The 13623-nt window shown below is 65.7% G+C and carries 11 protein-coding genes and 2 pseudogenes; 3 read left to right on the top strand and 10 right to left on the bottom strand.

What is annotated here, in order from left to right:
* Window positions 1–301 (top strand): annotated as a pseudogene (locus JWP83_RS22615) (hypothetical protein); the annotation flags it as partial.
* Window positions 302–388: 87 nt separating this feature from the next.
* Here JWP83_RS22615 and JWP83_RS22610 read toward each other — a convergent pair.
* From JWP83_RS22610 to JWP83_RS22590, 5 genes are all read right to left on the bottom strand, one after another.
* Window positions 389–3178, bottom strand: coding sequence for a LuxR family transcriptional regulator (locus JWP83_RS22610; protein ID WP_297735091.1), 2790 nt, complete (start codon window positions 3176–3178; stop codon window positions 389–391).
* Window positions 3179–3431: 253 nt separating this feature from the next.
* Window positions 3432–4295 carry a fumarylacetoacetate hydrolase family protein gene (locus tag JWP83_RS22605; RefSeq protein ID WP_297735088.1) on the bottom strand — a complete coding sequence of 288 codons (864 nt, stop codon included), beginning with the start codon at window positions 4293–4295 and terminating at the stop codon, window positions 3432–3434.
* 90 nt (window positions 4296–4385) lie between these two features.
* On the bottom strand, window positions 4386–6032 hold the full coding sequence (locus JWP83_RS22600) for a thiamine pyrophosphate-binding protein (protein WP_297735085.1): 1647 nt from the start codon (window positions 6030–6032) through the stop codon (window positions 4386–4388).
* Between the two features lie 187 nt (window positions 6033–6219).
* A complete protein-coding gene (locus tag JWP83_RS22595) occupies window positions 6220–6678 on the bottom strand; it encodes a nuclear transport factor 2 family protein (RefSeq protein ID WP_297735080.1) in 459 nt (152 codons plus the stop codon).
* Between the two features lie 256 nt (window positions 6679–6934).
* Window positions 6935–7453 (bottom strand): MarR family winged helix-turn-helix transcriptional regulator, encoded by a 519-nt coding sequence (locus JWP83_RS22590; protein WP_297735077.1) that lies wholly within the window; start codon window positions 7451–7453, stop codon window positions 6935–6937.
* Window positions 7454–7712: 259 nt separating this feature from the next.
* Here JWP83_RS22590 and JWP83_RS22585 point away from each other — a divergent pair.
* Together JWP83_RS22585 and JWP83_RS22580 are read left to right on the top strand one after the other, a co-directional pair.
* Window positions 7713–7853, top strand: a pseudogene (locus tag JWP83_RS22585) (SDR family oxidoreductase); the annotation flags it as partial.
* Between the two features lie 274 nt (window positions 7854–8127).
* Complete coding sequence (locus JWP83_RS22580; protein WP_297735074.1) at window positions 8128–8862, top strand: SDR family NAD(P)-dependent oxidoreductase; 735 nt, start codon at window positions 8128–8130, stop codon at window positions 8860–8862.
* Window positions 8863–9097: 235 nt separating this feature from the next.
* Here JWP83_RS22580 and JWP83_RS22575 read toward each other — a convergent pair whose 3' ends face one another.
* Genes JWP83_RS22575 through JWP83_RS22555 form a run of 5 tightly spaced genes read right to left on the bottom strand, consistent with a single transcriptional unit; the run spans window position 9098 to window position 13190 of the window.
* Window positions 9098–10126: a zinc-dependent alcohol dehydrogenase family protein gene (locus tag JWP83_RS22575; RefSeq protein ID WP_297735071.1), complete on the bottom strand. Its 1029-nt coding sequence runs from the start codon at window positions 10124–10126 to the stop codon at window positions 9098–9100.
* Entirely contained in the window at window positions 10123–10917 is a 795-nt protein-coding gene (locus JWP83_RS22570) for an alpha/beta fold hydrolase (RefSeq protein ID WP_297735068.1), read from the bottom strand. The genes JWP83_RS22575 and JWP83_RS22570 overlap by 4 nt, the downstream gene beginning before the upstream one ends.
* The gene (locus JWP83_RS22565; RefSeq protein ID WP_297735065.1) at window positions 10899–11363 is read right to left on the bottom strand and encodes a hypothetical protein; all 465 of its coding nucleotides are present in this window, start codon (window positions 11361–11363) and stop codon (window positions 10899–10901) included. Before JWP83_RS22565 ends, JWP83_RS22570 begins: the two co-directional genes overlap by 19 nt.
* Window positions 11364–11398: 35 nt before the next feature.
* The gene (locus JWP83_RS22560) at window positions 11399–12238 is read right to left on the bottom strand and encodes an MBL fold metallo-hydrolase (protein WP_297735062.1); all 840 of its coding nucleotides are present in this window, start codon (window positions 12236–12238) and stop codon (window positions 11399–11401) included.
* A 37-nt stretch (window positions 12239–12275) separates the two neighbouring features.
* A complete protein-coding gene (locus tag JWP83_RS22555; protein ID WP_297735058.1) occupies window positions 12276–13190 on the bottom strand; it encodes an alpha/beta fold hydrolase in 915 nt (304 codons plus the stop codon).
* Between the last annotated feature and the right edge of the window lie 433 nt (window positions 13191–13623).

Genomic DNA, 13623 nt, shown 5'->3' with positions numbered 1-13623 from the left:
GGGCTGGCGGGAAGGCACAGAGACGTGGCGCGTGTTGCGCGCTTACTTTCCTGGTTCGATCGAGACGCACAACCTCATTCAGGATTTTTTCTTCGGCGAGGATTTGAGGCTGCGCCGCCATGACTATTGCGTGAATATCGCAGGCGGTTTTCAAGCGGCGCAACTGACTTCGGATTATGTGGTGGCGAACGGCATAAGTCTGCCAACCAAGCGGCGCGCCTACACGCGGGGTCCCGATCGTCGGCCGATCATGGAAATGCTGATGGTCGCAATAGATTTCAGCGAGGTGCGGTTCGAATAAAGTCGCAAGAGATCGCCACGGGCTCGTGCTGTCGGCCAGGCTGCATGATTACCACCACCACCGCAGCGAGGGGTTCCGGGGCGCGGCCTAGTGCGGGCGGCCGGTGCTCGGGTCGCGAGGTAAGACGCGGTCAAGCTCGTTGCGTGATGTGATGTCGAGCTTGTTGAAGACTTTGCTCAGGTGGTATTTGACGGTGCGCGGACTGATGAATAGCCGGGCGCCGATCTCGGGGTTGGAGAGCCCATCGCGGGCCAGCCGCGCGATGAGGGCCTCTTGGGCGGTCAGTTGGACGCTGGTTTCGACCGTGCGTTTACGGGCGGTTTCCCCGGTGGCCGCCAGTTCGCGCCGGGCCCGCTCGGCGAACGCTTCGATGCCCATCGTGTCGAGCATGTCGTGGGCAATGCGCAGCTGTGCGCGCGCATCGAGGCGGCGGCGTTCGCGCCGTAGCCATTCGCCGTAGAGCAGATGAGCGCGGGCCAGCTGCGCGCGGGCGCGGGTGCGGCCCAGGTGCTCGATCGAGTCGCGGTAGAGCCTGTCGGCGGCTTCGCCCTCGCTGAGCAGGGCGCGGACACGGGCTTCGATGCCCAGCGCCCAGTCCGTCGGCGTCACCGCCGTGTGTTCCGACAGCCACTCCAGCGCGGCCGCGACCAGCGCGGTGTCACCGGTGCGAGACGCCGCCTCGGCCAGCTCCGGCACGGCGAACGGGCCGCCACCGAGCTGATCGAGCTCAAATACCCGCTGGGCGGCGTCGCGGGCGGCGGCATGGCGACCGAGGCCATTGTCGAGTACCGAGCGTGCGTAGGTCGCCACGGCGACGATTGAGCTCAGATCGCGGGTGGGCGGCTCCCGCACGGTGGACTCGATCAGCTCGGAGGCCTGCGTCTGCTGCCCACGCCAGGCCGCGAGCATCATTTCGGCGTACCCCGTTGGGGGATTGCCGGTGACCTCGGCGATCAAGCGATCTTCGTCGATCATCAACTCGGCCGTGGTCAGCTCGCCGGCCAGAAGGTGGGTCCTGGCGAGAGCGTTGAGCGCATGCTGCAACGACCCGAGCGCGCCGGCGTCGCGGGCGAATCGTGCCGTCCGAGCGGCCAGGGCCTGCGCGGATTCGGCGTCCCACAGATCGAGCGCGACCTCGGCGCTGGTGCCTGCGCAAAGCAGCCACAGCCAACGACCGACTGCGTCGGCCGGGACGTCAAGATCCAGAAACAGCTCGACAGCTCGGGCAAGTGTCGGCGCGGCCGCCGCATATCCCTGCGTCCAGCGCTGCGCCAACCCTTCGAGCAAGACGTCGACCGCACGCGCTGGTCCGGGACCCGCCGGCACCGCGCGGGCGGCCTCAGCGACCTCGGTCAAGACGCCGCCACTGCCGAGACCGGCCGCCCACATCGCGGCGCCGAGTGCCTCTAGGTGGGTTTCGCGTGCCAAGTCGGCGTCAAGCGGTTCAAGACGTTTGGCTGCGCTCAGGAGCAGTCGAACCGCGTCGGGTTCGCGGCGCTGCATCATGGCGATCTGTCCGCGCAGGCGCTGCAGCTCGATGGCCTGCAGCGGGTCAAGTGGCGCAGCCTCGACCGCCACCAACAGTCCCAGTGCCGCGTCGAACGCGCCGGCGTCACGCCTCGTCTTGGCCGCGGCGAGCAGCCGTTGGGTACGACGGTCAGGGTCGCGCGTCAGCATCGCCGCGCGTTCCAGAAACGCGGCCGCGGCGGCCAACCCACCGCGGGCCTGTGCCCGGCCGGCTGAGAGTTCCAGCTCCGCGGCGACGTCGTCATCGGGGCCGGGCGAGGCCTGCGCGCGGTGCCAGGCGCGGCGGTCGGGATCCAGCTGCGGATCGGTGGCCTCCGCCAGAGCGCGATGCACGGCCTGTCTCTGCTCAAGCGGCGCCGAGCGGTAGACCGCCGATCGCACTAACGGGTGATGGAACAGCACCCGGGATCCGACTTCCAGCAGCCCGGCCTCGGCCGCCGGGATTGCCGCCTGCGTCTCGATCCCGAGCTGTTCGGCGGCACGCCACACCAGCAGAGGGTCGCCGACCGGCTCGGCCGCGGCCACCAGCATCAGCCGCCGGGTCTCGGCCGGAAGTGCCGCCAGCCGCCGCCGAAACGCCTGCTCGATGCGTCCCGTCAGCGGCAGCGAGCGGCCGAAGAACCCGCCCGCCAGTTCCGCCAACGTCAACCCACGCGGCAGCTCCAACAGTGCCAACGGGTTACCGCGCGTCTCGGCGAGGATGCGGTCGCGCACCGCCGCGTCAAGTGGTCCGGGAAGCACCGAATCCAGCAAGGTGCGCGCATCGTCCTCGCCAAGACCCCCGAGTACCAGCTCCGGCAGTCCCGCCAGGTCGTTGCTGGGCTGGCGCGCAGCCAACACCAAACCGACCGATTCAGCCTGCAGGCGCCGGGCCACGAACGTCAGGACTTGCACGGACGCGCGATCGAGCCACTGCTCGTCGTCCACCACGCAGATCAGCGGCTGCTGCTCAGCGGCCTCCGCGAGCAGGCCCAGCACCGCCAGCCCCACCAGGAATCGATCGGGCGCCGCACCCGAACTGATACCCAACGCGGTGCGCAGCGCATCGCGTTGAGGAACCGGGAGCCGTTCGAGGTGATGCAGCATCGGCGCGCACAGCTGATGTACGCCGGCGAACGCGAGTTCCATCTCGGACTGCACACCAGCCGCACGCGCCACCACACAGCCCGACGCATGACCGGCCAGGTAATCCAACAGCGCGGTCTTGCCCACACCGACTTCGCCGCGCACCACCAGTACCCGGCTTTCACCCGCCCGGACAGCCTTGATCAGCCGGTCAAGCACCTGACATTCGCTTCGCCGGCCCTGCAGCTCCGCGACGCCTGCACGACGAGGGAAAACCACGGCCATCTAACCGGCGTCGGTGTTGGCGCTGAACAAGATCGGCAAAACCGGGGGGGTCTGCCCGCTCATCAAGCCAGCATACTGAGCGGGCGGTGAAGCGCACGTGCACGGGCGAGATGCATCGGGCGCCCTCGATCCGATCCGCACCTTGGGCCAGGCCAGGCGAGCCGATGACGCCGTGCGGACGTGCTTTACGAACACCAACGTTTCACAGTCGAGGAGTAGACGAGCTATTCCCTTTCCATGTTCGTCTCGCTCGTCAGTGGCGTGACGTGCGCTGTGGCCATCCCGCCTCGACTGGATTGCTGAGGTATCCGATCCCGCTCACTCCGACCGTGACGGTGTCCCCCGGGTGCAGGAACTCTTGCGGGGTCCGTCCCACACCGGTCCCGCCGGCGGTGCCGCTACTCATCAGGTCGCCCGGCTGCAGTGTGACGGTCTGAGTGAGGAACTCGAGAAGCGTTGGGATGGAATAGATCATGGTGTCAGTGGTAGTGCGTTGCTTATAGACGCCGTTGACCCGAGTGCTGATCTCCAGCGGGTGGGAGTTGGGATCGGGCACTTCGTCCGCGGTCACGATGTGCGGTCCGAGGGGGCAGAAGGTGTCGGGGCATTTACACAGCGTGATCTGCAACGGTTCGCGGTCCATGACGTCGCGAGCGCTTACGTCGTTGATCATCGTGTAACCGAAGATGTATTCATGGGCACGCTCGGCAGGCACCCGATACGCGGGCTTGCTGATGATGATGGACAGTTCGGCTTCCCAGTCGGTGTGCGACTCGGGGGTGGGGATTCTGATGGGTTCGTCGGGACCGATCACCGCTGAGCGAAGTTTGGAAAAGAACACCGGCTCGGTGGGATGTAGCCCGGTTTCGGCGAGGTGGTCGGCGTAGTTGCCGCCGGCGAGCAGAAGCGTGGATGTCGGCGAGATCGGAGCCCTCAGTCGCGTCGGGGAAACCAACTGGTGTGGGCTTTCACTGGCGTGGCGCAACCGATCCAGTTCCCGCGGTCCAGCTTTGATCAGTGCCGCTAGGTCGGTATGGCCGGTTGGCAGCACGCCCTCTTCGAGGCGGACTCCGATCGCCGGACGGCCGGCATCATCGGTGTAGGCGACGATCTTCATTCGGATCTCCTCGCGGTGCGGTCAACTGACAGCCGTTGGGCAGCGCACCGACAGGGCCCAGAACGGGGTATGGGTAACGAGGGCAAGCGGTTACGCGCCATACAGTGTCCGCTGGCTCTCGTGAAGTCTTCGCGCGAGAGGTGGGGCCGCGTAGGTGTCTGTGATGACCTCGATGTAGGCGGCGGTGTCACCGCTGCCGGCGATCTTCATCGCGTGATCCAGTTCGGCGCAGGTGGTTACCCGGGCGGTGTACCAGTCCACGCAGCCCAGTGCGCGGGGAATGTCTGCGTAGTTCCAGGAGGCGACATCGTTGTAGGAGATGTCCGGGTCCCGACAGAGCAGCCGTTCAATGAGGTATCCGTTGTTGTTGAGCACAAAGATGATCGGCTTGAGACCGCGGCGCCCGAACTGGGTGATCTCTTGAACGGTGAGCTGGTGGGATCCCTCACCGGTTACGAGTACCACACGGCCTTGCGGGTTTGCCACTGCGGCACCGAAGGAGGCGGGAGTTGCCCATCCGATGGATCCCCAGAGGGTCTGATTGTGAAACGTGGCGCCGCGCGGCAGATGCGCAAACGCCAAACCCATGGATGTGGTACCTGTTTCGGCGATGATGGTGTCGCCCGGCCGGAAGAACTTCTCCCAGCGCGGGTAGAGCGCATCAGCGCTGATCGGGTCATCGTCGTCTCCGACAATCTGACCCAGTGAGCCGGCGCGCAGTGAGCTGGTCCTGCTTCGGTTGATCACCCGCCCGCGCAATTCGGAAAGCATGTCGCGCATTTCGATGTTCGAGAACACCTGGGATCCCACTCGGGTGCGGTGCTGACCGATGTCGATGGTACGGGCCGGTTCGAGGCTGGCGGTGAAGGCGCCCGAGTTCAAGTCGGTCATCATCGTGCCTACACAGACGACCTGGTCGCAGGATTCGACAAAAGCCCGGACGCCCTCGTCCATCAGCCTGCCGTCGTACATCCCGATGTATGACGGATGCTGTTCGTCGAGGACCGACTTGTCGGCGAACATCGTCGCGAACGGGAGCCCCGCTGCGTCAACGAATTCCTGGAGGACATCCCGGACACCGACGCGGGCGGCCAGCATTCCGGGCAGGACGCAGGCGGTGCGTACCGCGTTGAGCGCGTTGACGATTGCGTCCAGCGCGGCGGCGAGGCTGGTTGGGTCGGTCGACGGTGGATCGAGGGCGTGGGCACGGCCTATGACAGGTTGGGTCGCGAGGTCCGATGGAAAAGCCAGGTAAACCGGTCGCCGATGGTAGAAGGCAGCTGCGATCAACCGGTTCGTCTCGTAAGCGACGTTCTGCGGTGTCAGGATGGCGCTCGCGCATACCACCGGCTCGGCCATATATCGGAACAGATCGAATTCGCCGTTGCCCAAAGTGTGATGGACCAGCGAACGTGCCGACTGCACCGGCATGGTGGGCATCCCGGTGAGGTGGAAGACCGGAAGGTTCTCTGCGTAGGAGCCGCTGATAGCGTTGATCGCACTGAGTTCGCCGACCCCATAGGTGGTGCTCAATGCACCAACGCCGCGCAGGCGCGCATAGCCGTCCGCCGCGTAGCCTGCGTTCAGTTCATTGCAGCAGCCGATCCATTCGATCCAGGGGTGGTTGACGATCGCATCTTGAACGCTGAACGCGAAGTCCCCAGGGACACCGAAGATCGCGTCGACTCCGATCTCTTTCAGACGACGCAGAACATGCTCAATCACCGTCTCCGACATGCGTTCTCCTCAATTGGTTTTGACCGGGTCTTCCTCGGCAAGCAACTCCAGCAGTGATCGCCTGGCAGTCTCATCGCCAGGTGAGCGAACAGGCGCGCCCCTGTAGGCACGACGTGTTGTTGGGAACGCGCGACACCGTCGATGAGGACCTGCAAAGCCATGGTCCCTCCGTCGACGCCCTCCCTGCTCACTGGACCGGCAGCGGCAGGCCACGTTCGGCGGCCGGGCGAGGGCCGTGAATCCGGCGATCGCTCTCGCTGATTGGGAGGTCGTTGATGCTTGCCTCGCGGCGGCGCATCAGCCCATCGTCGCCGAACTCCCACAATTCGTTGCCGTAACTGCGCCACCATTGCCCATCGCCGTCGTGGCACTCGTACTGGAAGCGCACCGCAATGTGGTTTTCCCCGAAGGCCCACAGTTCCTTTCGCAGGGCATAGTCCAGCTCGCGCTTCCACTTCTGGCGCAAAAACTCCACGACCTCTGCGCGGCCGATGACGAACTGATCTCGGTTGCGCCATAACGAATCCTCGGTATACGCCAGCGCGACCCGTTCGGGATCGCAGGTGTTCCAGGCATCTTCGGCCCCCTGCACCTTCTGCGACGCGGTGTGCACGTCAAAGGGCGGGAACGGGGGTCGTGCGGTCATGTCCAAACCCTTCCTATTTGGCCGCGATCCACTCCATCCCGACAAGTGTCATTCGCTCAGGCCACGCTCGTATCCGCCGGTGGACAGTGCGAGGGGTCAGTCGCGGCCTAGCAGCGCGTTCGTGTGCTCCCCACCATGGCGCTGCGGGTGGTGGTGCTCAATCGGTGACCACATGCCTACGAGCGTCGTTGGTTGAGCTCACGCTCGTATCCGCTGTGTGGACAGTCCGAGCGGTCGTGGATCCGCCACGTGAGGGTTATCCCAATTTCGCGTCGGCGCGCTCTGCCCTGCGGCGGGTTTGCGACTGCTCGCTGCACTCGGCCGTGTTCGCGGTGACCTGCTGGAGCAGTGCGTGGAGGGTGGCTTGCTGCTCGGCGTCGAGGGCAGAGAGCACCCGTTGTTCTGCGGCAGCGAGTGCGTTTTGCACCTCGGCCAGTCGGCGCATTCCTGCCGACGTGAGGCTCACCGTGTGGCGGCGGCGGTCTTGTGGGGAGCGTCGGCGCTCGATGAGGTGCGCGGTTTCGAGGTCGTTGAGCAGGCCGACCAGATTGGTTCGGTCGACTCGCAGTGCCTCGGCAAGGTCGGACTGGCTCTGCTCTCCCACGAGGTCTAGAAGCGTTAGCGCTATGACGTGGCGAGGGCGCAGGTCGAAGTTCTCGACCTCAGATTCCGCCTCGGCGCGGATTCGCCGTGCAACCAGCTCCAGCAGCGGTCCCGAATGCCCCCGTGGCTGCGGCAAAACGATGGGAAGTTGGTCCATCGCGGCGTCATCCATCAGGACGAGGATAGCGCAAACCGACCAACGATATGGGACATGCAAGCCTTATGTATGGCATAGATCATTTGTATACCACAAATGATTGGTCTAGCATCACACTATGGCGAGTCGACGCAGCGCTGCTGAGCGGTGCCGCACCTGCTCATGCCGAGCCAGTAGCTACGGCGGCCCAGCAGTAGGCCCCCTCGTCGCCCCAGGACGGCCAGCTGCTGCCCGACCGCCCCGGCGACATCACCGCCAGGAAATCGCACCGGTATTCAAGGCGCTCAACGCGCTTCCCATCCCCTGGGTCGAGTCGGTGGACATCGCCAACGCCGTGGTGTTCCTCGACTCCGACGACGCTCGCTACATCACCGGCGTCAGCCTCCCCGTCGACGCTGGCGAATTCGTCAAGTGACACACCAGCACAAACACACATCGGACCACTACAAACACACATCAGAAAGGAAATACCAGTGAACGCATCAAAGAGCTGCGCTGTTAGCGATCCCCAAAGCTTCAGGAAGCCAAAGACTTCCATCAAAGGGGTTCCGGATCGAAGTGTGACCATCCGGCCGGTTCCGATCCAGCGACTCGACCTCTCGTCAAAAAGATTGGCTGTCGTCGGTGGGACTAACGGCCTCGGACGAGCCATCGCTCAGCAAGCCTTGGCGCGCGGTGCTGAGGTCACCGTGGTCGGGCGAACATTCCGCGACGACCCCGCTGCCCGGCTGACGTTCGTTTCAGCCGATCTGTCCTCGATGCGAGAGGCCGTCCGCGTAGGCCGCGAACTCCCGGCGGAATCCTTCGACCTTATGCTGTTCACCACCGGAATCATCGCCGCGAAGACCCGCGAAGAGACGCGTGAACATGTCGAACGCGATGTGGCGATCAGCTACCTGAGCCGTCTCGCGGTCCTTCAGGGTCTGAGCCCCAGACTCGGATCAGCACGCGACGCCGGTGCACCCAGGCCACGGGTTTTCGTCATGGGGTCCCCGGGGACGGGTGAGATCGGAAACCCCGACGACCTCAACTCAGAGAAGAACTACCGATCCATGGTGGCGCACGGCAACACACTCGCCGGTAACGAGATCCTGGTACTCGGAGCGGAGAACTGGTTCCCCGGTCCGGCGTTCTTCGGGTTGGGCCCCTACCTCATCAAGACCGGCATCCGAAGCAACCTCTTGGGTGACGGCAGCATCACTCACAAACTCGTCGAGACCGCTGTGGGCATCTTCATGCAATCCCCTGAGACCTACGCCAAACGGATGGTGCCACTGCTGTTCGCACCGGAACTCGAAGGCAAAACCGGGCTCATGTTCGGCCACAAAGCCCAACCGATCCTGCCGACTCAAGGCCTCGACAGCGCCTACATCGATCGCTACCTGTCGGCCTCCGAAGCCCTCCTACGGCGCGCACTTGGCTGACCGTGATCAGGCTGCGCAACCGGCCTGGATACAACGCCGCCGCGTACAACGCGGCTCCGGTGCCAATGTCGGGCGCGATCACGCGCGGGCTGGCGAGTTCGAATGCGTCGGCGATCCGAATCAGGAACTCGCCCATGGCCTGTGGTGAGAGCAGCTGATCGCTTCGCTGGGAGTGGCCGAATCCGGCCGGCGCTGGGATCGGCCTGTGGACAGTGGGAGTAGCCAGTCGGGCGGCTTACGGAGACTGGCTGGGAGCTAGGAACACCTTGCCGCTGCGTGCCACAGACTCGGCCTCGGTCACGGCCGCATGGATCTCAGTGAGCGGATACTTCGTGCCGGGGGAGGTCGCGAGAACGCCTTCCCGCATGAGGTCGGCGATTTCATCGAAGAGCTGGGCTATGGCGGGGGTGCCGCTGGGATAGAAGTCGCTGTCATCGAGGCGTGGTAGCCAGTAGCCGAGCCAGTACACCTCGAGGGTGCGCCGGCCCGACAGGGTGAACCGCGGGTCTTCTCCGACGAGGATCGGCTCGCCGGTGAGAGACCCGTAGACCAGCATTCGGCCGTCGGGGTGTAGCGACCGGAAGATCTCGGTTCCGGTCTGGCCGGCAACGGGGTCGATGGCGTACCGGACTCCTTGCGGCCCAACGGTTTCGTGGACCTGCTCGTCGATCGGTGCGTCGGTCGAGACGATCACCGCATCGGCGCCAAGCGCTTCCAGTCCGGCGGCCGCTTCCCTTCTGCGGACCACGTTGAGGGTCCGGATGTCGTCGCGTTGGGCCAGCCTGATGATCATGCGCCCCAGCTCGGAGCTCGCCGCCGACTGCAACAACCACTCCCCGCGTGGCACCCGCAGGACGTGGCGCACCATCAGGATCGCGCTGGCCGGGTTGATGAGGAAGGACGCCACCTGCTCGTCGGGGATGCCTTCCGGAGCTGGGAACGCCTGCGCTGCGGGAATGACGGCATAGTCGGCCCAGTTGCCGCCCTGGGAGTTTCGGGCGAAGACGCGCTGGCCCGCCCTGAGTTCCTGCACGCCCGGCCCGAGAGCGTCAACGACGCCCACGCCTTCGAAACCGGCGGAGGCCGGAAAGGTGGGAGTCACCCCTGAGTAGTGTCCGCGCACATACAGCAGGTCTGATGGATTGATCGGGCTGAGTAGAACCCGCACGCGCACGTGGTCCTCGCCGGGCTCGGGCAGCGGCCGATCCGTCACTTCCAGAACGTCTTTGGGCTCGCCGTGGTCGGCGAACTGTATCGCTTTCATCGTTTGGCCTCCAATTCACTACGTGTGATGGCGCGGACAAAACGGGGGTCAGGATGGCCGCCACCGCCAGGTTGCTCGACATGCGGCCAGTGCCCCGCATTCGGCACGTAGGCCGTTTCCGCGTGCCGGAATCTGCTGGCGACGGCGTCGCGGACGAGGTCGCGGGAAGCGAACGTGTCGTCGGTGGTGATCAGCAGCGTCGGAGCGGTAACGATGGAGGGTCTGATGCCCAGTGGATGGCCCGAGGTCCATGCGCGCACGGCTTCCAGCGCGGTCTGCGGCGGGGTTGCCAAGGTGGACCGCACCAGTGCGTCGAGCACGTGGGGCGACTCCGACACCAATAACGCCTCGCGGCCGGCCGTGGCCACAGCCGGATCTCTGCTGCGCGCCGCCTTGTCGAAGGCCGCCGCCTGCTCGGCCGATAACGGAAAACCCCGCAACGGGATTGGTGTGACCAGCGCGAGCCCGACACAGCTGTGCGGGCGGCATCCGGCCACCAGCTCGGCGACCTGTGCGCCCATGCTGTGCCCGACCACGACCACCGGACATGCCGACGTGCGGTCAAAAAGATCAAGCAGGGCGAGCACCTGATCGCGGTAGGCCTCCAGCGTGGCGCCCCGACGGCCCGGCTCGGCGCGGCCGGTGCCGCGCAGGTTCACCCGCACCGACACCCAGCCCGGCAGGCCCAACCGGTCGATGACGCCCCGCCACAGCCCCGCGTTGTCCAAGAAGCCCGGAATGAACACCAGCCGGCCGGACACCGCCGACCCGTTCACGTCGCCCGGCCCCACGCCGCATTCAGCGTGTTGGCGCTCGTCGGCGCTGTCTGAATCCCTACCATGCGCCAGCCCGCTGATCCTCGGGCAACCTCGAAATGCACGGCCAGCCGCTCAATCTCGCTGCCATCGGCACGACGGCGCGACCAGATCACTTCAATGGCCGCCCCGGCGCGGTGATAGATGGTGACCTTGCAGTCCGGGACAGCCGTGTAGGAGTAGCCCTGGGCGCGCAATCGACTGTGAGTGCGCGACAGCAGGCCTACCACGCCGGCGCCGTCCAGCAGCCACACGCTCCCGTCCGGCGTGCAGCGGTGCAGGGGTACACCCCAGTAGTCCAGGATGAACTCCGGCCCCCGTGCGATCGTGCCGCTTCCTACCCCGACCCAGAGGGAAAGGTAGCCATCGAAGAACCAGCGCGTCACCTCATCGCACACCGATGGTGACTTCGTGTCGCTCAACGGATTTCCGCAAATCCGCGGCGGGTCCGGGCGACTCACGACAGTAATCCCAACGCGCCGTACCAGACTGGTCCCACGTTGAGCCGGTCTGGGTAGCGCTCGATCATCTGGTCGTAGAACTCACGCGGACTGGGTTTGACGGCGAGCAGCCGCCGCGCGTCAAGGAGGTAGTCGCGGGTCTGCTCCAGGATGGCCGGATCGTCGGGCAGGTCTTTGTTCTTATGGCCGGCGACCACCGCGCGTGGCCGCAACGCGGCAACCCGGTCAAGTGCGTTGAGCCACGCCGTAATTCCGCCTCCGGCGCTTTCCAGTAGGTACTGGTGCACCCCGTTGTAGGCGACGTCGCCGGCGACGACCAGGCCGATGGACGGGACGTGCAGCACAGTGGTGTCGTCGGTGTCCGTGTGGCCGGTCTCGATCGCAACCAGGCGGTGGCGCTCAAGCTCAAACCCCTCGGGAGGGATCGGTCGGTAGACCACCGGGCTGTCGGGAATCAGCCCGGGAAAATCGACGTCCCAGCGCTCGGCGCGGCCTGCGGTGGCTTGTTTGTGCATCATCGCGATCGTGCCCTCGGTCGCGTAGGCGATGGCGCCAGGGAAGCGTTGCAGCAGCAGGTCGGTGCCGAACCAGTGATCGCCGTGCCCGTGGGTGGCGTAGATGTAGGCCAGCTCCCTGCCGAAGCTTTCGACCCAGTTGCCGACCCGCGCCACCTGTTCGCGGGTGAACGGCACGTCGACCAGCACGGCGTCGTGGTCGCCGAGGATCAGCGTGGTGGCCAGCGGCGAGGACACGATCGGACTGCCGTCGGGTAGCCGCTGCGCCCGGTGACGCCGCACGCCGTCGTTCACCAATACCTCGTAGCGCAGCTCGGTCATATCCGTTTCCTTTCCTGGGCAGGGCGATTGGGCGTGGCTAGGTGAGGTGTTCGGTGAACCAGGCGCACGCGGCCGCGCTGGACTCGTCGAACCCTTTCAGGTAGGGGTCGAAATGCCCACCCACAACGGTGACGAGTTTCTTGGGCTGCAGGGCCCGCTCGTAGGCGCCGAGCGCCACGTCGGCGAGGGTGATCGCGTCGCTCAGTCCCACGATCATCAGCAGCGGCGTCGGCGACACCCGCGAAAGCCACATTCCCGGCTCATACATACGCGCGGCGCGGGTGGAGCGCACGGTGACGACGTTGTCCCAGACGCCGTCGGGCACCGGCTGGGTGTAAAACGCCATAGCGTCTTGCGAACGGTAGGACGCCGGCACACCCGGATCCGCGCTGACAACGGCCTGCGTGGCCGGCGGTTCACCGCGGAACTGGCGACGATCATCGGCGATGAAGCTGGCCTCCAAAGCAGCCACCTGATCCGGCGGCACCCGGCGCAGGCTCTGCTGATAGCCGCTGACCGTGGGCACCTGGGCGACCACCGCGCGCAGCCGTCGGTCGGTGGCGCCCAGCACGATCGCATGCCCACCGGCGTAACTGGTGCCCCACAACCCGATCCGGTGCGGGTCCACCTCCGGGCGGCTCTCCAGATAGGAGATCGCCCGGCGCCAATCGGCGATCTGGCGCCACGGGTCCACGTCATAGCGCGGCTCACCTTCGCTGGCCCCAAAACCGCGATGGTCGTGCACCAACACCACGAACCCCGCCTCGGCAAACACCCGGGCGAACCGCTCCAACCCGTGCTCACGCACCCCTGCATAACCGTGCGCCATGGTGATGCTCGGCCGGGCACCGGCAGCGTCCGGCACAAACAACCAGCCGCGCAGCGTCACTCCGCCCTCGACGGTGAACCCGACATCGTGTCGCTGCACCATCACGCCTCCTCCGGCGAACACGGAAAATCCTCAGAGCGCTCAACCCAATGTCGCGAGGCGCCCGGCGGGAACGTCAGGGCGCCACACCGAACGCCACCAGCGGGTCGGGACCAGGCGGCGGCCCTCACCGTGATCGTCAACCCGCCTGTATGACAAGGAGTTTGGCTTTTCTGTGCCGACTGGATCCTGCGCCGGCACTTCCGATCGCGTGCGCGAGGCATCTTCTTCGAGCTCGCAATAGACGCTGGTCGTGCCCAGTGCACGGCTCCATCTCGGCCCAGAATGCAGCGCGCGTTCAGCGGCCGGTGGTGGCTAGCCACGTCGGCGTCTGCCCGAACATCATGACCGGCACGGCATGTCAGAACCGGGCCGATCCGCCACCTCGTCCTGACGGCCAAGCCGATGACTCGCCGGCCGCCGTCAATGTGTGATGAATTTCGATACATTCGCCCGT

Source organism: Mycobacterium sp., assembly GCF_025965855.1.
Classification (GTDB): domain Bacteria; phylum Actinomycetota; class Actinomycetes; order Mycobacteriales; family Mycobacteriaceae; genus Mycobacterium.
This window is presented reverse-complemented; position numbering and strand designations above follow the sequence as displayed.